The 25,770-nt window shown below is 52.2% G+C and carries 15 protein-coding genes; 12 read left to right on the top strand and 3 right to left on the bottom strand.

The window, feature by feature from the left end:
• The first annotated feature begins 82 nt into the window (after positions 1–82).
• From H581_RS0111025 to H581_RS0111070, 10 genes are all read left to right on the top strand, one after another.
• Positions 83–1,831: a sensor histidine kinase gene (locus tag H581_RS0111025; RefSeq protein ID WP_028610031.1), complete on the top strand. Its 1,749-nt coding sequence runs from the start codon at positions 83–85 to the stop codon at positions 1,829–1,831.
• On the top strand, positions 1,824–3,464 hold the full coding sequence (locus H581_RS0111030; RefSeq protein WP_028610032.1) for a response regulator: 1,641 nt from the start codon (positions 1,824–1,826) through the stop codon (positions 3,462–3,464). The genes H581_RS0111025 and H581_RS0111030 overlap by 8 nt, the downstream gene beginning before the upstream one ends.
• Positions 3,465–3,702: 238 nt before the next feature.
• Entirely contained in the window at positions 3,703–5,682 is a 1,980-nt protein-coding gene (locus H581_RS33750) for a glycoside hydrolase family 43 protein (RefSeq protein ID WP_156889560.1), read from the top strand.
• Between the two features lie 310 nt (positions 5,683–5,992).
• Entirely contained in the window at positions 5,993–6,874 is an 882-nt protein-coding gene (locus H581_RS0111040; RefSeq protein ID WP_028610033.1) for a helix-turn-helix transcriptional regulator, read from the top strand.
• A 127-nt stretch (positions 6,875–7,001) separates the two neighbouring features.
• Positions 7,002–8,282 carry a glycoside hydrolase family 27 protein gene (locus H581_RS0111045; RefSeq protein WP_028610034.1) on the top strand — a complete coding sequence of 427 codons (1,281 nt, stop codon included), beginning with the start codon at positions 7,002–7,004 and terminating at the stop codon, positions 8,280–8,282.
• Positions 8,283–8,540: 258 nt separating this feature from the next.
• Positions 8,541–9,278, top strand: a complete 738-nt coding sequence (locus tag H581_RS0111050) for an ABC transporter ATP-binding protein (protein WP_028610035.1) — start codon at positions 8,541–8,543, stop codon at positions 9,276–9,278.
• Positions 9,241–10,299, top strand: coding sequence for an efflux RND transporter periplasmic adaptor subunit (locus H581_RS0111055; protein ID WP_425414597.1), 1,059 nt, complete (start codon positions 9,241–9,243; stop codon positions 10,297–10,299). Before H581_RS0111050 ends, H581_RS0111055 begins: the two co-directional genes overlap by 38 nt.
• 47 nt (positions 10,300–10,346) lie before the next feature.
• Entirely contained in the window at positions 10,347–13,211 is a 2,865-nt protein-coding gene (locus tag H581_RS0111060) for an ABC transporter permease (RefSeq protein WP_028610037.1), read from the top strand.
• 96 nt (positions 13,212–13,307) lie between these two features.
• On the top strand, positions 13,308–15,980 hold the full coding sequence (locus tag H581_RS0111065; protein ID WP_051250680.1) for an endo-1,4-beta-xylanase: 2,673 nt from the start codon (positions 13,308–13,310) through the stop codon (positions 15,978–15,980).
• A gap of 183 nt (positions 15,981–16,163) precedes the next feature.
• A complete protein-coding gene (locus H581_RS0111070; RefSeq protein ID WP_028610039.1) occupies positions 16,164–16,946 on the top strand; it encodes a helix-turn-helix transcriptional regulator in 783 nt (260 codons plus the stop codon).
• 90 nt (positions 16,947–17,036) lie between these two features.
• Here H581_RS0111070 and H581_RS0111075 read toward each other — a convergent pair whose 3' ends face one another.
• The 3 genes from H581_RS0111075 to H581_RS0111085 all read right to left on the bottom strand — a co-directional run bounded on the left by H581_RS0111075 (position 17,037) and on the right by H581_RS0111085 (position 21,082).
• Complete coding sequence (locus H581_RS0111075) at positions 17,037–18,437, bottom strand: ABC transporter substrate-binding protein (protein WP_028610040.1); 1,401 nt, start codon at positions 18,435–18,437, stop codon at positions 17,037–17,039.
• Positions 18,438–18,785: 348 nt separating this feature from the next.
• Positions 18,786–20,150: a hypothetical protein gene (locus tag H581_RS0111080; protein WP_425414598.1), complete on the bottom strand. Its 1,365-nt coding sequence runs from the start codon at positions 20,148–20,150 to the stop codon at positions 18,786–18,788.
• A 170-nt stretch (positions 20,151–20,320) separates the two neighbouring features.
• The gene (locus H581_RS0111085; protein ID WP_028610042.1) at positions 20,321–21,082 is read right to left on the bottom strand and encodes a response regulator transcription factor; all 762 of its coding nucleotides are present in this window, start codon (positions 21,080–21,082) and stop codon (positions 20,321–20,323) included.
• 277 nt (positions 21,083–21,359) lie between these two features.
• Here H581_RS0111085 and H581_RS0111090 point away from each other — a divergent pair, with 277 nt between their 5' ends.
• Together H581_RS0111090 and H581_RS0111095 are read left to right on the top strand one after the other, a co-directional pair.
• Entirely contained in the window at positions 21,360–22,760 is a 1,401-nt protein-coding gene (locus H581_RS0111090) for an ABC transporter substrate-binding protein (RefSeq protein ID WP_028610043.1), read from the top strand.
• Between the two features lie 101 nt (positions 22,761–22,861).
• Positions 22,862–25,753: an extracellular solute-binding protein gene (locus H581_RS0111095; RefSeq protein ID WP_028610044.1), complete on the top strand. Its 2,892-nt coding sequence runs from the start codon at positions 22,862–22,864 to the stop codon at positions 25,751–25,753.
• The last annotated feature ends 17 nt before the right edge of the window (positions 25,754–25,770 follow it).

Below are 25,770 nucleotides of genomic sequence, written 5' to 3' on the forward strand. Positions count from 1 at the left end.
GGAAAGGAGGTCTTTCTCCGAATTTGTCTGCTAATAGGCATAAATCCGGTTCATTCATTACAGCAGCAACGGAGGCGTTTTCTTGCTAAAATTTCCCGCTATATCAGTGCGCAATACCATCTTCGCCCGACTGGTTTTTACTTACCTCATCGTTGTCGTCCCCATTATATTACTGGGGGTATATTTGTATAACTGGAGTTACAAAAATGCTAGCCAAGATATATCAAGAGCAACCGTTAAGCAATTGACTTATTATTTGGAAGGTTTAAATCGCGAACTTGAGTGGATGGAGCTTCAGCAGTTCGATATTATGGATGACAGCGAGCTGAACAAGCTTGCCGTCACTTGGGAGATGATGGATAACGCCGAAAGAAGATCAAGCTTGAATGACTTGCTGCACCGGCTTACTTCCTTTCAAAATAGCAGCCCGTATATTAAAGATATCTATGTGCATATCCGTTCCATCGACAAAACGGTCTCGGCGGCTAATGCCATCTACGATTTTGACACCGAAAGGTTCGATTTTTTTCGATCCAGTGCCGGAAGCAGCGTAAACCGGTTGATTAATTGGAATAACACGCTTCACCTCAGCGCCTCTAAACTAAGCGTGAAAAAGGGAGAAGAGCCTTTATTCCTTGTCCAGATCGAGTTGGATACGGAGAGGCTGAGGGATTCTTTGCATCAAGTCAACATTTATCCCGACAGCGGCTCTTTCCTTATCTCGGAGACAACGGGATTTGCGTTAATGAGCCAGGAGGAGTCAGACCCTATTATCCAAGACTACGCGAGGGAAGCAAATGCATCAGGCGGCAACACTTATTTACTGAATAGGAACGGCAAGAAATATCATATCGATAAAGCCTATTCCGAGAAACTGGGACTTTCCGTCGCTACGTATTTACCGGAAGAAACCGTCAAAAGACCTTTGAGCATGTTTTACAAATGGGCCTGGGTGTTCGCCATAACGTCTTTATTTGCCGTCGTCATTTTCTCCTATTCTTCTTATACGTTTATTCATAAACCGTTGCTATTTCTCGTTCAGAGCTTTAAACGGATGGAAGGAGGCGCGTTAAACATTCAAATCGAGCACGAACAAAAAGATGAATTCGGCTATTTGTATACGAGATTCAACCATATGCTTACGAAATTGCAAAGCTTGATCGATCAGGATTACAAACAAAAAATGATGATGCAAAGGGCGGAGCTAAAGCAGCTGCAATCCCAGATTAACCCGCATTTTCTATATAACAGCTTCTTCATACTGAACTCATTGGCAAAAACCGGGGATATAGACAGGGTCGAACAATTTACCAATATGCTTGGCGAGTATTTCAGGTTTATTACCCGAAACGGGGAAGACCAGGTTCCGCTGTCGGAAGAAACGAGACACTCCCGCATGTATACGGAGATCCAAAAACTCCGGTTCTCAAGACGCATTCGAGTTCAATTCGACGACTTGCCGAAGGAAATGGAACAAATCAAGGTGCCAAGATTAATCATTCAGCCTATCATCGAGAACGCATACGAGCACAGTCTCGAGAAAATGACGGAGGAAGGGATGCTTCGCGTTTCGTTCGAGACGGATCAAGCCGAAGCCCGGATCATCGTAGAGGATAACGGAGACAGCATAAGCGATTCCGAGATTGAAGCGTTAAAGGATCGACTGGTTCATACTGCCGAATCCTACGAAATGACGGGCATAATCAACATTCACCGGCGCCTTGTTCTAACTTACGGGGAAGGCAGCGGCCTGTTCCTGTCAAGAAGCGGGCTGAAGGGCCTGAAAGTCGTTATTCGAATCAAGCTGCAGGAGGAGACTCAGAATGTATAGGCTGTTGATCGTCGACGATGAAGAAATTATTACGGATGGTCTATACGAGGTATTTAATCAGCTTATGCCGGAAACGTTGGATATTTGCAAAGCCTATTCCGGTAAAGAAGCGCTAAATTGGATGTCGCGCACCAGAATCGATATCGTGCTAACCGACATCCGCATGCCGGGAATGAGCGGCATGGAATTAACCAAAGAAATTCAAACCTATTGGCCAAGATGCAGAATCATTTTTCTCACCGGATACAGCGAGTTTGATTATGCTTATAAAGCCATTCAAATGCCAAATGTCCGGTATTTGTTGAAGACGGAAGGCTATGCGAAGGTAATCGAAACCATGCAAGAGGTCATGCAAGAATTAAATCACGGCATTCAAATGAATAAATTAGCGGAGCAATCCCGCGAACAGAAGGATACGCTTGAAGTTCTGGCGCAAGGGGATTATTTTAGGCATTTCCTCCAAGATAGCCATTGTTTTTATGTAAACCAAGAAGCGTTAGTCCAGGAATTTGACGTATTGAATATTGGTTTGGATCCAGAAGCGCCCGTCGTGCTTGCCCTTGGCCGCTTATCGTATCCCGCCGGAACTTCCTATACCGAGAGAAGCCGAATTCTAGCTTCGTCCAGAATCATATGGAACTCCTTTATGGCGGAGCAGTCGCGAAGCATTGGAATCGTTGATAAGCATGGGGACATCGTGTGGTTCCTTCAGACGTCGCTGCGCTCCGAAGAGAAGTTCAACAATCATTTCATGCGCTATTTGGAGGGAACGCTTGAACTGATCCAAGAAGCATGTCTTGCATCCTTGGGTCTGACGATAGGATTTACGATAAGCGGCACTTCCTGCGAATGGGGAGTCGTGACCTCGCAGTACGAGAGGCTCCGCCAGCTGCAGCAGTTAAAAATCGGCGACGGCATTTCCATGATTTTGATGGACCGTTCCGACCGGTTCGATAGCTCGTCTATGAAAGAAGGTTATTTATTTAGCCATAAAGCCGAGATCATGGAGGCGCACCTTGAGGCAGGCAGGGCGGCGGAATTTTTTGAGGATTTGGAAGAAATATCGAAGTCTATGCTGTTTGTAAACGGAAAAGTCCAGCGAACGATCGAAGGGTATTATTCAATCGCGCTTGTTCTGCTCTCTTATATCAACCGAATGGGTCTGCACGGTCAACTCGACGATATCGGAAAGCTTATGCGTTTGGATGATCATGCCTCCATGAAAGAGGGATTCCTCTATCTGAAACAAATCGCGGATGCGATATTTAAGTTCAAGCGCAAGGACGAGCGTGACAGATCCTCGCATGTTATCCAGCGGATATGCCAATTTATCGATGAGCATTTAAGCGAGGACTTGTCTTTGGTTCGATTGGCGGAGATCCATTATTTCAATCCGTCGTATTTATCCCGCTTTTTCAAACAGGAGCGGGGGATCAATTTATCCGAATATATCGATAAATGCCGGATCAGAAAAGCAAAGGAGCTTCTTAGAGACGCGGATTTGAAAGTGCGGGAAGTGGCGCTGCGCGTCGGTTACGAGGCTGCCCATTCCTTTACGCGTTTTTTTAAAAAATCCACGGGAATGACACCCCAGGAATTCCGTGACAGCCTGTCTGGCGGCGATAGTTATTAAAACGACTTAAAATGACTGGATGAGCCAAAGCTTATCCGGTCGTTTTTTTACTAATAATACCTATAATTTGCCGGGTAATTCATCATATATCGGCAGGTTGTTGCCGTTAATTGCAAGCGTTACACTTTTTACATATCGGAAGAGGAGGCGAGCAATGGGATGACTATCACTTATTTGCCGGTTACCCTACGCTTCATCGTTCAACTTATATAGCAATCGGGCGGGAGGCTGGCGGATCATGCTTGTCAAAAGGAAGCCGTTCCTATTATTAGCTGCGGCTTTGGCCGTCATAGCGGCAGTGCTCTTTCTATTAACTCGACCGCTAGATTCCAATCCCATTTCGGAGAAGAGGAAGGCTTATTTGAAAGAGGAAGCCATAGAGCTTAGTAAAGAAAAAGGATCCATGTATGATTTTCGGCTATTAATAGATGAATTCCCGAATGGCAGGGAAGTGCATCGAATCAACGCAACCGTTCGTATACCGGCATCATTCGAGGTCGTTCGCATTGTTCCGAATCCAAATCATCTAACGGCAACGAATGTGGAAGTTATTTCGGGTAGCGGCGGGTTTGAAATTCATATCCATAACGCTGATGATTCCGCAATTTTATCAGCGAATTCGGACGCAAGCATGGAACTGGCGACCATCAGATTAAAATTGAAACGGGAGTTGACAGAAGGGATGAATGAAGAGATCAAACTGAATAGCTTGGAGATCGGTTATTCCGGCAACAAAACGGAATCGTACGACGTCAGCGGCGCCGCTGCAAAATTGAGTTTCACTCCGCCTGTCAAGGCGATCGGGAAGCTTCCTCCTAACGGCAACCCGGTTGTCTCCCATAAATTCGGCGCCGACCCTTACGCATTGGTATTCAAGGATCGCGTATACCTGTATAATACGAACGACGTGCTGGAGTATGACGGGGAAGGCAGCGTCAAGGAAAATAGTTACGGTACGATAAACAAGCTGTCGGTCATTTCCTCCGATGACTTGGCGAACTGGACGGATCACGGCGTGATCAATGCCGCGGGCCCGGAAGGCGCAGCCAAATGGGCGACGCAATCGTGGGCGCCCGCAGCGGTCCACAAAGTCGTTAACGGCCAAGACAAGTTTTTCTTATACTTCGCCAATAATGCCAGCGGCATCGGCGTGTTGACGAGCAACAGTCCGACCGGGCCTTGGGTGGATCCGATCGGGAAGCCGCTCATTTCGAGATCCATGCCCGCCGCGGCGGATGTGACCTGGCTATTCGACCCTGCCGTGCTGGTAGATGACGATGGCAAAGCCTATATCTACTTCGGCGGGGGCGTTCCGGAAGGGAAGGATGAATGGCCGAATACCGCTCGGGTGATGCAATTGGGCGATGATATGATTAGCGTCGTCGGCGAAGCGGCGGCCATACCGGCTCCTTTTATGTTCGAGGATGCCGGCATCCATAAATACAACGGCGTTTATTACTATACTTATTGTTCGAACTTCTACAACGGCGTTCGTCCGGAAGGCAGCCCTCCGGCCGGCGAGATTGCCTATATGACGAGCGACAATCCGATGGGGCCATGGACGTACCAAGGAACGATATTAAAAAATCCCGGGCACTTCTTTGGGGTCGGAGGCAATAACCATCATGCCATTTTCCAATTCCATGACGCTTGGTATATTGCTTACCATGCCCAAACCTTATCTAAAGCGATGGGCGTTCCGAAAGGCTACCGTTCGACCCATCTGAACCGGGTTCACTTTAACGAGGACGGTTCAATCGTGGAAATCGCCGCGGACTTGAAAGGCGTAGAACAAATCAAACCTTTCGATCCGTATGCTCGCGTCGAAGCGGAGACGATGGCATGGAGCGCAGGGATTGACGCGCAGCCGCTCTTGGCGGATGACAACGGGGATGCGCCCGTGAATCTGGCGGTCGCCGATATCCATGACGGGGATTGGACGGCGGTGTCCAAAGTAAACTTCGGCAGCGGGGCATCCTCCTTCATGGCATTGGTATCAAGCGCGGAGGACGGCGGCATCGTGGAGCTGCGCTTGGACGATCCGGAAGGCAAGCTGATCGGGAAGCTGGCCGTGCCTTCGACGAACGGATGGGATCAATGGATTGAAGCGAGAACGGAAGTCACGGGCGCCGAGGGCATTCACGATCTCTATTTTGTGTTTAAAGGAAAACCCGGAACGGAGTTAGTTTCAATCAATTCCTGGCAGTTTAGTAAATAAGCTGCCTGCCACAGTCAGCATGTCGTAAATAGAGGGAAAATTTCCCTCTAAAGTAGCGTTTACGCTTTTATACTTACAATTAGGGGAGATTTTCTCTCTAATTGACACAAAGGCAGTCGCGGCATTCATTCAAAATCTCCTTTCAGGAGATTTTGCTTGCAGGCGGATAGCCGCTTAGGCATCTCGACTGGATATATTCGACATGGATCCGAACATGTTGATGCCTTCTACCGGCCTATTATTGACCCTTTCACCCTAAGAAGGTAGGATGGTACTCAACAGATACCATGATGGAAGGATGCTAGCAGACATGTCACTGGAACACCAAAGAGGCACATACGGGTTTCGTTTCGCCGAATCGGCCGCCCAGCCGCTGTGCGGATTGTTCGCTGTGGGACATGAACGGGAAACCGGACCCGCTTATGATTGGAACGGACTCACGCGAACGGACGGCCCTTTGCTGCTCTTCCAGTACACGTTGGACGGAATTGGCGAGCTCGAAGTTGACGGGCGGATTCACCGGCCCGACCCGGGAAGGGCCTTTCTTGTGGAAATACCCGGCAATCACCGATACCGGCTTCCCGCCGGTTCGCCGGCTTGGGAATTCATCTTTATCCTGCTTCGTCCGCGTCTGGTTGCTCCGCTATGGGAGGATATCAAGAATCGTCTTGGCGAGGTTCCCTACCTGCCGCAGGGCAGCGGACCGATCTCCGTACTGAACGATCTGTATCGGGAAGCGCGGGCGGGCAGAATTACGGACCCGTATACCGCGTCCTCGCACACTTACCGCTTCATGATGGAGCTCTCGCGTTTCTCCACGAATAAAGGAATGTCGGATTCGATGTGGCCGCAAGCCGTGAAAACTGCCGTTCAATTTATGGAGCGGCACTACGACCGGATGATTGGCCAGGAGCAATTGTCCTTGGAGCTCGGCGTATCCAAATACCATTTTCTCCGGACGTTCACAAGATTCGTCGGTATGACGCCAGGCGAATACTTGAGCAGGATTCGAATCGAGAAGGCCGTAGGGCTGCTTCGGCAAACGGATTGGAGCATGGAGCAAATCGCAGCCTCCGTCGGCTACTCCAGCGGCAGTTACTTTATTAAAGTATTCCGCAAGCTGACCGGCCAGACGCCTGCCCAATTCCGGTCAGACACCGAGCTTCCGTACAGCCGTCTCTTCTTTGATTAAAGAAGGGGAATGATCCCGCAATTTTGTGCTATTTCTGAGACAAAATTACGGTAGTATTGAACTTTGTAAGCGGATAATATGATATTGTATCCGCAATAAATGACTATACTACCGGGAGGTTGACTTTATGAATCATCGGGATTTTGCCCCGACTCCGCCTATGGGCTGGAATAGCTGGGACTGCTACGGCGCCGCCGTCACCGAGTCGGAGGTGCGCGGGAACGCCGATTACATGGCCCGCAATCTGAAGGAATACGGCTGGGAGTACGTCGTTGTCGACATTCAATGGTACGAGCCCGGAGCGGTTTCCGACCTCTATCGGCCTTTCGTCCGGCTGGAAACCGACGGATATTCGCGGCTCATTCCCGCGGTTAACCGCTTTCCTTCCGCGGAGGGCGGAGAAGGGTTCAAGCCGCTTGCGGACTACGTTCATAGCCTCGGATTAAAGTTCGGCATTCACATCATGCGCGGCATTCCGCGTCAGGCGGTTCATGACAATACGCCGATCAAGGGGACGAACGTGACGGCGCGCGACATCGCGCATACATGCTCCTTCTGCGGGTGGAATACGGACATGTACGGCGTCGACGCCTCAAAGGAAGGTGCGCAGACCTATTACAATTCCCTGTTCGAACTGTACGCCGAATGGGGCGTCGACTATATCAAGGTAGACGATATCGCGGATTCATGGCTGCATGGCGGGCCTCATCTTGCGGAGATCGAACTGATTCGCAAAGCGATCGACCATGTCGGCCGACCGATGGTGCTTAGCCTGTCGCCAGGGCCGGCGCCCGTGAAACATGCCGAATTCCTCGAATCCACAGCCAATATGTGGCGAATGACCGACGACTTCTGGGATCGATGGCCGCTGCTGCTGGACATGTTCGACCGATGCGAGACATGGCAGGGACGGCCGAAGCCCGGCTGCTGGCCGGATTGCGATATGCTGCCGCTCGGCCGTATCGGCGTTCGCTGCTCCCACCCCGATCGCCGGACGAACTTTACCCAAGACGAGCAATTGACGATGATGACGTTGTGGACGATATTCCGCTCGCCGCTCATGTTCGGAGGCGAGATGCGCGACAACGACGAGTGGACGATATCGCTCCTGACGAACCGGGATGTGCTGCACATGCATCGGTACAGCTTCGGCGCCCGTCAAGTGAGCCGGATCGAAGGCAAGATCGTCTGGTTGGCCGAAGGACCGGACGGAGAGCGCTACGCGGCATTATTCAATACCGGCGAGGAGCCGGCGAAGGTATCCGTAACGCTTGCCGACCTCGGGATATTCGGCGGGGGTTACGCCAAGGAGCTATGGACCGGCAAGGAGACCAGTTCGCTGAAGGACGCATTATCTCGCGCGGTTCCGCCGCATGGGGCAGCCTTGTTCAGAATCTCTACGGAATAAACGCCATCGCAAAAAAACAGCTACTTCTCATACAAGAGAACAGAATGCAGATCGCAGCCCCGGCCGTTTGGCCAAGCGGCCGCGGTCTTTTTTTATTGAAAAAACCTATCGTTTATAAGGGAATAAACAAGAAACGAACGGGTATTGTTTGCTAAATGATAGCGCTAAAATGATGGGAGACAGAACCGGAGGATCGGCTTCAATTACGTGAGGATATGAATTTACGTCAACAATAATGAGATGAACTGGGGGATCGCAATGTCGGCGAAGGCAGATAGACGGGAAGAAGAAAACGGCGGAACGATTCTATCGGCAACCGGCATTAAACGTGTGTTCGGCAGGGGCAACGCCGTCGTTACAGCGCTGACGGACATTCATCTGGTCATTCCTGCCGGGTCCATGGTGGCGCTCAAAGGCCGGTCGGGCTCCGGCAAGACGACGCTGCTGAATATTCTAGGCACGCTTGACGAGCCGACGGAGGGCCTGGTGTTCCTCCGGGGACGGGAGATTACCGGACTATCCGGCGCGCAGCGCAGCGCGCTGCGGCGCAAGGAGATCGGCCTGGTATTCCAGTCGTTCGGCCTGATCCCGTTGATGTCCGCATACGAGAACGTGGAGTTCGGGCTGCGAATCGCGGGAACTCCGGCCAATAGCAACCGAGAGGCCGCTGAGCGTGCGCTGGAGCGCGTCGGCATGCGGGAAAGAATGAAGCACCGGCCGACGGAGCTGTCCGGCGGCGAACAGCAGCGCGTGGCGATCGCCCGCGCCATTGCGCACGAGCCCGCGCTGCTGATCGCGGACGAGCCGACCGCGGAGCTGGACAGCAAGATGGGGCTGCAGATCATGCGCGTATTCCGCGATCTTGTGAATCGGTCCGGCATGACGGTCGTTCTGACGACGCACGACCCGGGCATTATGGAGCTTGCCGATTACGTTATCGCATTGGAGGATGGAAAAATTGTATCCCAGACGACTCATGAATCGCCCGTTGTTTAATTTCATTCCCCGCGCAAAGCACGCGGCCGTCGTGCTGGCCGCCTCGCTTGCGCTTTCCGGCTGCTCGCTGCTGCCCATCGAGGAGGAGGCTCTGCAGCCGCCGCTAATCCAACCGGCCGAGGAGGAACTGGACATCGTGGACGCTGCCAAAGGGAACATTCAGACGTTCCTCAAAGGAACGGCGAATTTCGTATCCGCCAGCATGGATTCGCTTTCATTCAAGGAATCAGGCGGGCGCTTGAAATCCATTAACGTGACGGTCGGCCAAGAGGTGAAAGCCGGCGACCTGCTAGCCGAGCTGGAGACGGGCGACCTGGAGCTTCAGATTCGCTTGCAGCGCCTTAACGTGGAGCGCGCGCAACTTCAATACAAGCAGGCCAGGGCTTCCGGCGCGAATGAAACCGAATTGCGCTTGAAGGAGATCGACATGGAGCGGGAGTCGATGCTTCTGGAATCCATGGAGAGCCGGCTAGATCAATCGCAGCTGTACGCTCCGATCACAGGGATCGTCACCTTCGTCGAATCGTTGAACGCGGGCAACTTGGTGGGCGCCTACCAATCGATCGTAACCGTTGCGGATCCGTCAAAAATGCAGCTGACTTATGTAGCGGCGAATTCGAAGGACCTGTTTCCGGTAGAAGCGGGAATGCCCGTCAGCCTGAAGTATAAGGGCAAGAATTATAAAGGGAAAGTGCTGCAATCCCCTTCCAATGCGCCCCTCGCCGCCGACGATGCGAAGGCCGAACGGAACGCGGTAACCATCGTTATCGGTATGGACGACGCGCCGGGCGGGGTCCAGATCGGCCATAGCGCGGAACTCGTTATCGAGCTCCAGAATCGCGAGAACGTCATCGTGCTGCCGCGTTCGGCGATCCGCTCTTATATGGGCCGCAGCTACGTGCAGATCGCGGATGGCGATCGCCGCAAGGAGGTCGACGTCGAATTGGGACTCACGACGGCGACCGAGGTGGAGATCGTTCGCGGGCTGGAAGAAGGCCAGAAGGTCATCCTGAACAACTAATGGAACAAAGATTCCCGGATTGCCCGGGCGCATGAAGGGGTGTACGTATGGCCTTATGGACGATGATCCTCCGCAAGATGGCAAACAACAAATGGCTGCAGCTGAATCTGTGGTTCGGCCTTACCGTGTGCGTGGCCCTGTTCAGCTCCATGCCGCTCTATTCCGAAGCCATTCTACAGCGGACATTGTTGAAGGAGCTCCAGCTGCTGCAAAGTCAAAGTGCCGTATACCCGGGTTTTGTCCGGGCCAGCACGACCGTTTCTTCGTCAACGATGGACCCAGAGACGGCGGAGGCGATTGCGCGGGCCGACCGGTTCGTTCAGACGATCCCGGACCGGACGGGACTTGAGGCGCTGTCGTTCTATCAGCAGCGGTTCACGCAAAAAATGAAAGTGTACGGCGCCGACGCAACGGAGCAGGAAAGGCAGTCGCAGAAAACGGCGGGCAGCTTCAAATCGCTGTCCGACATGGAGAAGCGCGTGCGGCTAATCGACGGCCGGATGCCGGTTGACCGGCCGGACGGCGTCTTCGAAGCGCTCGTTACACAGAAATTCCTGTTCGCGACGAAGCGGGATCTCGGGGAAGAACTGGTAGCGGAATCGCCGGAAGGGGACCGGAACACCTTCCGTGTCGTTCCGGTCGGAGTCATTGAGACAGACCCGGCCGCCGATCCGTATTTGCCGTATTTGACGTCGGAGGCCGAAGACGGCTTTATTATCCCGTTCGAACAATTCGAGCGTGAATTTACGAAGGGCGGCAAGGCAAGGCTGACCGACCTGGAATGGCGCTTCGCTCTGAACTACGAACAGCTGAGCGTCGACAATATCGACCGATTCATCACTGCCAACACGGACATCCGCCGCTATTTCCGGGGACGGCTCGGGGTGGAAGACGTAAACGTCCCGGCGATCGTGACGGTCAAGTCTTATCAGGGAAAACAAGCAAAGCTCGACGTTATGATGCTGTCCCTCTACACCCCCGTCATGCTCATGCTGTCCTTCTATTTGTATATGGCCGCCAATCTCATCATCGAACGGCAAAAAACGGAAATTTCCGTTCTTCGCAGCCGCGGAGCCAGCCGCCTGCAGATCATGACGGCCTACGCGGCGGAGAGCCTGATGCTCGGGCTTAGCGCGCTGGCCGCGGGACCGTTCCTCGGCGTTTGGTTCACGAAGGTGCTGGGCGCCTCAAGCGGCTTCCTGGAGTTCGTGCAGCGATCGGCGCTTGAAGTCAGCCTGACCAGCACCGCTTATAAGATCGCGGCGCTTGCCGTCGGCGCGGCGATCGCGCTTATTCTGATTCCGGCTTTTCTGGCGACAAGGGCAAGCATCGTGGGCCATAAGCAGCAGATGGCGCGCCTGACCAGGATGTCGTTCTGGCACAAGACCGGGCTCGATATTATTCTCGTCTGCCTGGCGGTCTATCTGCTGTACAATTTCAACAAACGGCAGGAGGACATGAAGCGGCTGGCGCTCGATGCAGGCGCCTTGCAGCTTGACCCGCTGCTGTTCCTGATGCCGGCGCTGTTCGCCCTTGGCGGCGGTCTGCTTGTGCTTCGCGTGTACCCGTGGTTCATCCGCCTCATCTTCTGGGCGGGCCGCAGGTGGTGGTCGCCGGCGCTTTACAATACGCTGGTTCAAATCAGCCGTTCGTCCGGGCAGTATTTGACCATTAAGGTGTTCCTGATCTTGACGGTCGCGACTGGCCTCTTCAGCGCGAATGCGGCCCGGACGATCAACGACAACATGGAGAGCAAGATTCAGTACGCCGTCGGCGCCGACATCGCGCTGACGACGCGGTGGGAGAACGACGCGCCGCCTTCGCTGCCGGCCGGCTCCCCGCAGCAGCCGCAGACCGCGGAAACGAGGCGGATTCAGTATACCGAGCCGCCGTTCCAGCCGTTTCAGGAGCTGGGGGGAATAAAGGCGGTCGCTCAAGTGTTTAAGAAGGAAGGGGTCAGATTCAATGCAGGCGGCAGCGGTAAGACAGGCCAGACCATGCTGTTCGGCATCGATACGATGGATTTCGGCATAACGGCCTGGATGAAGAACGGGCTGCTCGAATACCCCATTAACAGTTATCTGAATCTAATGGCGCCGAATCCGAAGGCGGTGCTGATTTCACGATCGCTCGCCAAAGCGGCAGCCGTCAAGCCGGGTGATCCGATCCGTGTCTCCTGGGACGGGCTCGATCAGGCACAGTTCACCGTTTACGGAATTATCGACTACTGGCCGAGCTGGAATCCGCTTTCGGCCGGCGAAGACGCGAACACAGGCGAGGCTGCAGTGTCTCATCTGATCGTCGGCCATCTGGGCACGATCCAGAACCGGCTTGCGGTCGAGCCCTATGAGGTATGGCTCAAGCTGCAAGACGGCGTCTCCAGTCAGACGGTCTACGACCAGCTGGCGGAGAGAAAGGTGCCTGTCACTGGCCTTCGCGACGTGAAACAGGAGCTGATCTTGTCCCAGAACGATCCTTTCCGGCTGGCGATCAACGGCGTCATGACGCTGGGCTTCGTGATCTCCATGTTGATCAGCTTCTTCGGCTTCTTGCTCTTCTGGATGCTGACCCTCTCGGGAAGGAAGCTCCAATACGGAGTACTGATGGCCATGGGTATTCCATTCCCGCAGATTATCGGCATGCTAGTCAGCGAGCAGCTGTTCACCTCGGGAGCGGCTGTTCTCATAGGCGTGTTGATCGGCAACCTGATTAGCGAAATGTTCGTCCCCTTGTTCGAAATGTCGTTCACGGCAACCGAGCAGGTGCCGCCGTTCGAGATCATCTATCAGCCTAGCGATTACGTGCAGCTATACGGCATCGTCGGGGCCATGCTGACGATCGGCCTGTTGATTCTCGGCTACCGCTTGTCGCGGACCCGGATCGCTGAGGCGCTGAAGCTGGGAGAGGAGTAACCTACACCAAGACCGACAGACGTTTATGATGCCATGCGAAACGTCTCCGAAAGAGGCGTTTTTGATGGAATATAAAAACTAAGGCGAGGTGCATTAATGAAGACAGATCGATTGAAAAGCAGCATTTCCAAGGTAATGGCCGCTATGCTTGTTCTCATGTCCTTAACGGTGGTCCCGTTGCCGAAGGTTTCTTATGCGGAAGAGCCGTTACCCTTTTCCAGCGACTTTGAGGACGGAACGACGCAGGGCTGGCACGGCCGCGGCGGCAATGAGATTTTGACGGCCTCCGCCCCTGCGGCCCATTCGGGATCATACGGCCTTCAGGTAACGGGAAGAACGCAGGGCTGGAACGGCCCGCAGCTCGAGTTGTCGTCGTTTATGAAGGCCGGCACAAACTATGCGCTTTCGGCCTGGGTCCGTCTGCCTGCAGGGACGGCCGATGCTCCCGTATCGATGCTGGTCCAGCGGACGACGGAAGGGACGACGTACTATGAGCGCGTCACGGCCAAAACGGCAAACGAAAACGGATGGGTAAAGCTGTCGGGGGAGTATAAGCTGCTTCATCCCGCAGAGTACATCGGCGTTTATTTCGAATCGTTTGACAACCCGACGCTTGATTTCTACATGGACGATTTTCGGATTGAGCTAACCCCTGATCCGGTTCCGATCGAAATCGAGCTGGATATTCCGAATTTGAAGGATGTGTTCGCAAGCGACTTCCTGCTTGGCTCGTCCTTGCTCGTTAACGAAATCGAGAATCCCGCAGGGCCGGATTCGCAGCTGCTGAAGAAGCATTTCAACAGTCTGACGGCGGGCAACGAGCTGAAATGGGACGCCACCGAGCCGGTTGAAGGTCTGTTCGAATTTACGCGTTCGGACAAAATCGTCGAATTCGCCGTGGAGAACGGCATCGCCGTCCGCGGCCACACGCTGATCTGGCACTCGCAAACGCCGAACGGGGTGTTCTACGACGGAAATGGCAATCTTGCAAGCAAGGAATTGCTGTATGAGCGGATGAAGCGGCATATCGACGCGGTAGTCGGCCGCTACAAAGGCCAAATTTATGCTTGGGACGTCGTTAATGAGGTTATTGAGCCCGGCGATCATCAGCCTAACGGCCTGAGGAACAGCCTATGGTACCAAATCGCGGGCGAGGAATTCATCGAGAAGGCGTTCGAATATGCACATGCGGCGGACCCGGATGCCAAGCTGTTCATCAACGATTACAACACGCATCAGCCCGAGAAGAGGCAGTTTTTGTATGATATGATCAAGCGGCTGCAGGCTAAAGGCATCCCGGTGCATGGCGTCGGACACCAGACGCATATCGGCATTGAATACCCCGCGGTGCAGGAACTTGACGATATGCTTCAAGCTTTCCGGGATCTGGGCATCGAGCAGCAGATTACGGAGCTGGACATGAGCATTTATACGGATAATTCCCAATCCTACGAGACGTTCCCGCTCGAGCTGCAGATTAAGCAAGCGGGCCGTTACAAGGCTGTTTTCGACGTGTTCAAGAAGCATGCGGATCAAATCACAGCCGTTATCTTCTGGGGCAAGGATGATGGAAACACCTGGCTCCGATCTTTCCCGGTTACGCGCAATAACTGGCCGCTGCTGTTCGATGAAAGGCTTCAGGCGAAATATGCTTACTGGGCACTCGTAGATCCGGTCAAGGTGCCGGTGGAGACGAAAGCGGAGAAGGCTGCCGCCGGCAGCGTAAAGGTCGACGGAATAATGGACGCGGCGTGGAATTGGGCGAAGCAGGTATCCGTTCAGGAGGCCGGCGAAACCGCAGCGTCCTATAAAACCTTATGGGAAGCGGGGCGTCTTCATGTATGGGTCGATGTGTTCGATACAACCGTGAACGGCAGTGACGCGGTCGAGATTTTTATCGACGGCAATAACGGCAAAACGGATTCGTACGAGGCGGACGACAAGAAGTACGAATTCCGGCGCAGCGGGGCGAATCCGCATAAGCCTGCCGATTACGCGGCGGTCAAGACCGATGCCGGCTATCGGATCGAAGCCTCGATTCCGGCGGACGGCGCGGCGGTCGGCCAAACGATCGGCTTCGACGTGCGTATTGCCGACCGCTCCGGCGATGTCGTGACAAAGACGTCGTGGAACGACATCCATGACGGCCAGGATACCGATACGTCCAGGTTCGGCACGTTAACGCTCATCGAAGGACCCCGCACAGCAAAGGCTGTGAAGGGAACGCCAGTCATCGATGGCAGCATTGATGCGCTGTGGAGCGGCGCGCAAGAGCTCGCGACCGACCGCTGGGTGCAAGGATCGTCCGGTTCGACCGCGAACGTGCGGACGCTGTGGGATGGCAGCCGCTTGTACGTGCTGGCAGAGGTGACCGATGCGCTTCTGACGAAGCGCAGTCCCAATGCGTGGGAGCAGGATTCCGTTGAATTCTTCATCGACCAGAATCATGCAAGAACCGGCACTTACGATTCGGACGATGGGCAATACCGGGTTAATTTCGACAACGAAAAGTCCGTCAGCCCCGGTTCGTCCGGCGGCAAGCTGATCTCCGCCGCTCAGCGTACGGCTGACGGCTACGTGATTGAAGCGTCCATCGATTGGACGGGTACTCCTCCGCAGGCTGGCAGCCTGATCGGCTTTGACGTCCAGGTCAACAACGACGAGAATGACGACGGGGTTCGCGACAGCGTCGCCATCTGGAACGATGCGTCGGGCATGTCGTGGATGAGCATGTCAGGTATTGGAGTCCTGGAGCTTGCGGCAAATTAATAGGTTCAATAAGTGTCCACTGATAATAAAGTCGATACCATGCCTTTATTGAACGACAAGAACGGCAGCTTCGTAAAATAAAATCCGATAAATGAAACAGCGGCGGCTAAGACCAGAAAATAAAGTCTTAGACTGCCGCTGTTTTAATTGAACACGTGTTGGTAATAAAGGAGGCGAACCATTTTGGAACTTGAAGATCATCCCCACCTTGTACCGAATATCTTTCTATTTGTAGACCGCAGATGTTATCCGGGTTGGAGGATTCAAAAGGCGAGAATCGGCTTTCATGATCTCACGTTTGTAGTTGAGGGCAGGGCCAACTACTATGTTAACGGAATGAAATTCGCCGTAGAGGAGGGAGATCTTATCTACGTCCCGGGGGGCAGCGTTCGGGAAGCACATACGTTTAAGGAGTCTCCCATGCATGCGTATCCGTTCAATTTTTTCTGGGCTGATCCGCATAATCATGTCCATCTTCCGTTCGGAGTCGTAACGAAGAATGTGATCACCAAAGAGATTCTTGGCTACATTCGTGAATTCAACCAGGTATGGATGAGCAAACAACCATTCTATATGATCCAAGCGCGCGCATTGTTCGAACTCATCCTCCACCGTCTGCTCAGCAGCTTTAATCGGCAATCGGCGACGCGTATCGATCTGCGGATCAAGAAACTAACCGCATTCATCGCAGATCATTATTCGGAAGATATCACGATTAACGATTTGGCGGAAAGGTTTAACCTTCACCCCGTTTACTTAGGTAAATTATTTAAAGTAAACACCGGTTCGACCTTCAAGGAATATTTACACCGTATTCGCATCAACAACGCAGAAATAATGCTGTCGGCAGGCGATTTTACCGTGGCGGAAGCCACTGAACGCTGCGGCTTTCACGATATATCCTATTTCAGCAAAGTGTTCAAGGAGATGAAGGGCTATCCTCCGTCAGCTGCTAAGAAGCATTAATAGGCAACGCTTCTCTCCTCAGCAAGGAATGAAGCAGTCCCTTCAATCGAAATGTATGAGTAGGGACTGCTGATCAAATAAGATCAATTGTTACTTCTTCCAGATTTCGTCAACCGCCGCCTGGAACGGCACTTTATATTTCTCGACGACAGTCGATACCGAAACGCCTTCCAGTAATTCTCCGGAAAATTCGTAATAAGGCATGGAAGGATACCCGCTATTGTTATCGATAACTTTGATGCTCTCTCCGGCCATCTTTGCGTTATTGATATCGTCCTCGTTGCTGAATAACGTTTCAAGCGTAGCTTGTTTCGGGTAGTCGTAGATCGAATCGATATCGTTGATCTTCTCATAGATGTATACCAACTGCTCAGGATGTTCGACTACACTAGGAATCGTCAAGTAGTTCGGAATCGTATTATGGGAATGATATTGGGTAGCGCTGGGCCCTTTAGGGAATGGCAGGAAACCGATGTCATGATCGGGCATATCCTTTTTAAGATTTTCCATTTCATAATCGTTGCCTGCATACAACAACGTGTTGCCTTGGCGGAAAAATTGACCGGGCTCTGTCCAATCCCCGCCTTCCGTAGGTCTGGCGACGGCCTCGGTTGCGAGTCGTGATAAGAAGTTCAATACTTCCAACGTTTTGGGATCCTCGAGATTTTGCTTATCCAGTGCGACCAGATTCGCTTCATTCGAAGCCATGGCTTGGACAAGAATCGAAGCTGTGGCAAGCCCCCAAGTATCCAGCTTCCCGTCGTTATTCGTATCTTTGTTCGCATCTTTCGCAACCTGAACGAAAGTGTCCCAATTCCAGTTGTCTTCGTTCACATATTCCTGCACTGGCTTCAAGCTTAATTGATTCAGCAACGTGCGGTTATAGAAAATGCCCGATGAAGCGCCGTTGATGCCTGCCCTGAATCCGTAACCTCTGCCTTCGTACTGAGAATACTCGTTCGTGTATTGCTGAATAAACACTTTCTCGTTTTTCGTGTATTCATCGACCGGCGAGAACAAGCCCTGATTGACCAGCGTTGGAATCATCCATGGTCTAGCTACCCGGATAATATCGCCGATCGGCTCTCCCGCTACCAGCGAAGCCGTTACCTTCTCCTGATACTCTCCGTAATCGACAACAACGTATTCCATTTTAAAATTATGCTTCTCCATTAAAGCGTCTATATTTTCTTTCTTCTTGATATTGTCCGGATTATCTTCCTTAATCGACTCATCGTACCAAGATACCCATTTGATCGTCCGGCCGCCCATATCGAACTCCATCTCAGGCGTGCCGCTCACTTCTTCATCTCCAGTCGATTCGTTTTCTCCGTTTTCCGTTGCATTCGAAGCTGCAGGGGCGTTAACGGCTTTATTGCCCGAATTGCCTGATTTATTCGTATTTGCACCTCCGCCTGAGCCGCTGCTGCATGCCGCCATAAATACCAAGATTAGACTACAGAATAGCAGCATCGTATTGCGCATCCACATGTAAATACCCCCTTAGGAATTGGCTGCATCGAAAAATGCAGCGCTTTCAAATTGAAATTCTTCTTCCTTCTACATGGTTGCCTTTCGCGCGATTCAGATCAGAAGCTTGATCGTCCCCAGCGAGGCAGCCGCCATATTGAAAATGATATAACAACTCACGATAACGAACCATGGAGGAATTAAATACTATTTGTAGTTATTAAATATCACATGTTACAGGACCGGCTGAACGTCAAAAAGCTGCCGGTCGACCGGCAGCTGGATTTATCGAACGTTCTATTAGAGGTGACAATTTTAGCTGCAGGCTGCGGATGCCCGCCGAAAAAACCAGCCATCAATGAAGACCGGCTAAAGGAACGACAGCCGCCTGCCAATTTGGCGGATATGGTTGACGTCGGCCCACAGAATAAAATAATTGTAAAACGTTTCCCCGATTTGGATAGGGCGGGGATATCTCACAATGAGGGCGGCCTGTTTGTTCATCTCCGGCGGTTGGTCGGACGACGGAAAAATGAAGCAAGCCTCTTGGTTTTGTATCGTTATCATGATAATCCGAGGAGAAGAGCCGTAAGGCAACAATGGATGAAAAGCTTCGGAGCTGCATATATCGGCAATCCGGTCGCCCGCTGAAATCGCGGATACCTGGAAAAAACCACCGGGCCCTTCGTACCTCTCTTCACTGACCCGGCGCCAGTTTGCGGGATACGGAAAGGATACCCGGTACACGAAGCTTGTGTAGATATTTTCCGGAACCTTTCTGACGAGAGGAGACCACTGCAGGGCGGTAATTCGACCGCCGCTGATAACGCTCTCCGGCATCGGCTCCCTGATATCGGCAATCCAGAGCTGACTTGCGCTTTCTACACCTGCGCATCCCGATAAATACGCAATTTTGCTGCCGTCCGGCGACCAGCCGACGGGAGTGGCGAAACAGTCCGAAGCCGCCAACGTTCTTTGATTCTGACCGTTACGGCTATCGACTTGGATGAGAGAATAATAATTCGGCTCCTTATAGGCGGTTGCGCTATAGGCGATGCTCCGGGAGTCCGGGGACCATGCCGGAAAATAGTTTTTGGCGAGCGGTCCGCCATCCAGCGTGTAGGTGGTGCCGGTAGCCAGATCCACCGTCGAAATGATGGAGATGCTGACACCTGGAAACGTATAGAGTACGAAGGTTCCGTCCGGGGAAAGGCGAACGTCATGGAGCGGTCCGTCCGCATTTTTCGTGATTTGTCTCCGGTCTGTACCATCGGTCCGAATGCGGAAGAGCTGGGTGATGCCGTTGGAATCCGGAGCCGCGAACAGAAGCTCTGTACCCGAAGGAAACCACTGGACATCGCTGGCGCCCGGCTCCGTGATGGCATAGCTGCCATGTGAGAAAGTATCATAGATGACGATTCGCCCGTTTTTGACATACGCGAGAAGCCGGCTGTCCGGGGACCAGTCCAGCAGCGTGTAGGGTTCGATTTGGTCGATCCGGGCGACGGCGAGGGTGACGATATCCAGCAGGTGGACCACGTTGCCAATGCCGATGAAAGCGATTCTCCTGCTGTCCGGAGACCAATAAGGGACGGAAAATTCCGCACCAAGCCCCTGTGTAAGTTGAAAATTAAGACCGTCCTGCGGTCGGTACAGCCAAATGTCGAACGTTCCGCCGCGGTTCGACGTGTAGGCGATCCATCCTTGAACGAGATCATGAGGAATAGCTTGCACGGTCAACATCCTCTCCTGATTTATCTAATACTACAGATGTATTCAGTGGAGGGTGGTTAGGCGACAGTCCCGAAGCATATCAATCAATAACAAAAAAAGCCGCTTGCTTCGGCGAACAAAGCAAGCGGCTTCCTTTATATCGGATAAATTAATTCTCAATCCATCGCGGATTATGCCGTAATCGAAATCATCTTCCTGTATTCGTTAGCGCTTACACCGGTGTACGATTTGAATTTTTTGTAGAACCAGTCCATTTCGGAGTATCCGACAACGTTCGCGATTTCATAAACTTTCATGTCGGTATGCTGGAGCAAGGATTTGGCTTTCTCCATTCGCTGCTGAAGCAGGTATTCGTTGAAGGTCATGTTCACGTGACATTTGAATTTTTGCCCCAGGTAAGAACAGTTAAAGTGCAAGATATTGGAAATCTCCTTTAAGGTAATGTTCTGATGCAGCGCTTCCTCCACATATTCCTTCACTTTATCGATCACGTTGGTCTGCGCGGAAGAATCATTCTCGGATGAGGACAAGGCATGCGCATGATGATCCGCTTGCAGGGCGGAGTCAAGCTTATGCTTCAAGGTCAGCAAGCTTGCCGTTAAATCATCGGCCGACAAGGGATCGGGCAAATAGTCGCTGACTTGATAGTACATCGCTTTTCTCGCAAGCTGGAAGTCGCTGACTCCGCCGATAAGAATGATCGGCACGAAGCTTTGGCAGCGAATTCGTCCGCACAGCTCGATCCCTTCCGCTTGCGCTTCATTCATGTTAATCGCGACAAGCGAGAAATGATCCTTGCCGCATAAAGACAGGGCGGCTGCGGACGTGTCGGCATAACCTTCCAAGGCAAAGCCTGCACGGTTCCAATCAAGCGTATATGGTATCTTTTCTCTCGAATGTTGATTCAGATCGACAAACAGAACTTTATACACAATGTTACCCCCCATGCATTTGCGGCACGCCGGATCTATTCATGCCTGCAAAAGATTACGCTTTCATTATGTAAAACACGCGAATGATAAACAATGTGCTTTTCTTTATATCGCTAACCGTTGTTTACTTCTTCTCTTTCCTTGCGGATTCGGATTCGAAATTTCAGCGTCCGACCTATAATTAGACAGGTGGAATATCTCGTTTTCGACAGGTTGCTGCTGCAAAATGTAAGCGCTAAACTTTGATTGTGTTTACAAATCTTAAGGGGGATTAAGCATGCGGATTCGCAAGATGATGATTCTGTTATGCGCGTTGGTTCTGGTTCTCGCAGCATGCAGCAGCGGTTCAAACAGCGGCGCCGGCACGAACGCCGACGCCAACGCAAGCACCAACAACGGAACCAATGCCGCTACGAACAACGGCGCGGCCGATACGCCGGACAATGCCGCGGGGAACAATGCAGAAGAAGCGTACAGCACGCCGGAGATGGATTTCGACCTAGGCGGCAAAACGATCAAAATCGTATCTTGGTGGGACATGACGATTCCGGAAGACAATCCGGACAACATTCAGCGCAAGAAAAACCTGGATGAACTAATGAAGAAGCACAACTTCAAAGTGGAATATGTCGCTATCGATTACGGCGAGTACCAGGAGAAAGCCACTGCATCCTTGCTGGCGGGCGAGCCGATCGGCGATATCGTCCGGATGGGCAAAACGTATACGGTTCCAACGCTTGTGAAACAAGATCTGTTGTGGCCGATCGACGAGTATACGAAGAACCCCAGGGCATTCAACCAAAAAGTCACGAATGAATATTACCAGTATGAGGGCAGAGGGTACGGATTCAGCGAGGGCCACGCCAATCTGGTTCAGGGCATCTTCTACAACCGCACGCTTTTGAATCAGCTGGGTCTGAAACCGCTTCAAGAATATGTGAACGAAGATAACTGGAATTGGGATACGTTCATTCAGGTTGCCAAAGAGGCCAACAAGGATACGAATAACGATGGCAAGCTGGATACATGGGGGCTCGCAAATCTATCGCTTATGGATCACGCTCTGTATTCCAACAATACGGGCCTCACCAAAGGAGATAAGCAAAATTTGGAGGATCCCGCGACGCTTGACGCGCTTAATTTCGTTTCCCGCCTGGCAACCGAGCAAGTGGCCAGACCGACGGAGGGCGGCGATTGGACGGAGCCCGGCCAATTTTTCCGTCAAGGCAACACGCTGATGTATGCGGGCGCGCTATGGGAACTTGGCGGCATGCAGACGGATATGCCGGACTATGAGCTCGGTTTCGTTCCGTTTCCGAAGGGACCGAATGCTACCGAATATCATTCCTATGAAGGGCTCTTCCAGGCTTTGACGATTCCGAAAGCGGTCGAGAATCCCGAGCAGCTCATGTATATCTGGGAAAAGATCAACGACATCGAATCCATGTATGATTATCCGGATCAAGGCTGGTATGAAACTTTGTTTACCAACGAAGATGACATCAACAATGCCAAGATGGTTGCGCCTAACATGATCATTCTCGACCACAATACGTTCCCGAATCTGAAATACTATGATTTCGTCGGAGAATTGAATAGCGGGGTTTCGGTTTCCACCGTCGTCGAGAAGTATAAATCGGCGTTCCAGGCGGCGATTGACGAAGTGTATGCCCCATAACCATTGATATGGATTGACGGACAGTCCCCATTAAGAAATTTTCTATAATGGGGACTGTTAGCGGATTGAAATACTTCTTGCTGCAGAAGGGGGAGAAAAAGTTGAACATCAGAAAGAAGAACTATGTAATCGTCATACTGGTTCTAGCCGTATTTTTTTTGTCCATTTGGGCGTTCAACCCTTCGAATCCGGCAGGAAACGGGCAAGTTCGGGCCATGGCAGATTTTGAAGCGGTTACGGAATCGGCCGGAGAAGGCGGGTATGACGATTATTTAAACGTCCACCAGGCTGCGGAGCGGCCTGAAGGGGTCATCCGAATCGAGGGGGAGAAATATGCCGAAACCGTCGGGGACGGTTTCGAAGTCGCGGAACAGCTGCATGGATTGGACGGAAAAGCGGTCATTACGCCGGAGACGGGGTCCATTGGCTGGGACGTGCAGATCGGTCAGCCGGGCCTGTACAACGTTAGAATTCATTATTATCCGATCGAGGGAAAGAGCTCCGCGATTGAAAGAGAGTTTGCCATTAATCGGGAAATCCCCTTTAAGGGCGCCGATATTATTTTGTTTGACCGGGTTTGGGGAAATCGGCATGACGAGATCAAGAGAGACGACAGAGGAAACGAGCTGCGTCCGAGACAGGTCGAGAAGCCCGCATGGCAAATCTCGGCGATCACCGACAGATACGGTTATTACGATGAGCCTTATTCCTTCTATTTCGACAAAGGCGCGCAAAGGCTATCCTTGACGGCATTACGGGAGCCGATGGCTATTGATTATATCGAGCTTTACCAGGATCAGGGCTTGAAGACGTACGAACAACTGAAGAGCGAATATGAAGCCGAAGGCATTAAGCCTGTCAAGGATCAATCGATTCTCATCCAAGCGGAGGACGCGGCGCTCAAGTCTTCCCCGACCTTATACCCGATGTCCGACAGGTCCAGCCCGACGGTTATTCCATATGATGTTTCCAAAATCAGAATCAACGCGATCGGAGGACTGAACTGGAAGCTGCCCGGGCAGTGGATCGAATGGGAATTCGAGGCGGAAGAGGACGGATTATATCAAATTGCGTTAAAACAAAAGCAGGACCAGCTTCGCGGCGTCTACGCCACGCGGAGTCTTATGATCGACGGGAAATATCCGTTTCAGGAAATGAAGCGGATCCGGTTTAACTTTGAAAGGGATTGGAAGATGAACGTACTGGGCGGCGACGAGCCCTTTTTGTACCATTTGACCAAGGGCACGCATCGCATTCGAATGATAGTCTCCCTGGGCGAAATCGCTCCGCTGCTTCAGACGATCGAGTCAAGCGTGCTGCAGTTGAATGAGATGTACCGGAAAATCTTGATGATTACGTCGAATACGCCGGATCCGTTCCGCGATTATCAGCTCGAGAAACGGATTCCCGATATGATTGAGGTTTTCACTAAACAAGCCGAAACGATTCAAAGCGTTGCCGATTATCTCGAACAAGCGACGGGCGAGAAGAGCGACAAGGTAGCCGTCCTTCATTCGATGGTCCGCCAGCTGAAGGATATGGTGGAATATCCCGAGACGGTTGCCAAGCGATTGGATGCATACAAGATCAATGTCGGCGGTCTGGGAACTTGGCTCCTGACCGTGCGGGAACAACCGCTTTCGCTTGATTATCTTGTCGTTGCTTCGCCTGACCGGGAGCTTCCGAGAGCGGAAGCAACCTTCCTGGAAGAGGCGGGACACGAGCTTGGCGCCTATGCGGCCTCTTATACGGAGGATTATGACAGCATCGGCAATACCGGAGAGAAGGATCGTTCGGTAACGGTCTGGATTACGACCGGCCGCGATCAGGCGCAAGTATTGAAGGGCTTGATCGACGATTCCTTTACGCCGGATACCGATATTTCCGTTCAGCTTAGGCTCGTCCCGGGCAACATTCTTCTGCCGGCTACGCTTGCCGGCGAAGGGCCGGACGTAGCGATGCAGATCGGCGAAGACGTTCCGGTGAACTATGCGATGAGGGGCGCTGCGGCCGATTTGTCGACGTTTGAGGATTTCGATGAAGTCGCTTCCCGTTTCCGAGACAGCGGCCTGGTGCCGTATAAATACGATGAGGGAGTCTATGCCCTCCCGGAGCAGCAGACCTTCCCGATGTTGTTCTACCGCAAGGATATCCTCGAGGAGCTGAAATTGACTCCGCCAAAGACCTGGCAGGACATCTATAACATGATATCGGTTCTTCAGAAGCACAATATGGCGTTTTATTTGCCGCTTGAAGCCACGAACGCGAGCCTGGTTCCGAATGCGGCATTCTCCATGCTGCTCTATCAGAATGGCGGCGAATTTTACCGGGATGACGATAAGAAAAGCGCACTTGATTCCGAAATTTCGATGAGTGCATTTAAAAAATGGACGCAATTTTATACAAGCTATAAATTCCCGCTGCAAGCGGATTTCCCGAACCGGTTCAGAACGGGCGAGATGCCGGTCGGGATTGCGGACTATACGACGTATAACATGCTTACGGTCCTGGCTCCGGAGATCAAAGGCCTATGGGATTTTACCATTGTTCCGGGCACGAAGCTTGCGGACGGTACGATAAACAATGAAGTAGCCAGCCACACGACCGCGGTCATGCTGCTGGAGAATTCGGATGACAAAGAGGCGGCATGGCAATTTATGAAATGGTGGACGGACAAGGAAACCCAAATTGCTTACGGACGCGAGATGGAAGGTCTTATGGGCGAGGCGGCCCGGTATCCGACGGCTAATATGGAAGCGCTCGAAGAATTGCCTTGGCCGGTCAAGGACTATAACAACTTAGAGAGCCAGTGGAAGTGGGTCAGAGGCATTCCGCAGGTTCCGGGCGGTTACTTTACGGGCAGGCATTTGGACAATGCCTTCAGGAAAGTCGTCAACGCGAATGAGAATCCTCGCGAAGCCCTTTCGGACTATATCCTCTATATCAACGATGAAATCGAAATTAAGCGGAAGGAATTTAATTTACCGTATTAGTTAGGGGGTGGAAGAGG

This window comes from Paenibacillus harenae DSM 16969, from assembly GCF_000422465.1.
Classification (GTDB): domain Bacteria; phylum Bacillota; class Bacilli; order Paenibacillales; family Paenibacillaceae; genus Pristimantibacillus; species Pristimantibacillus harenae.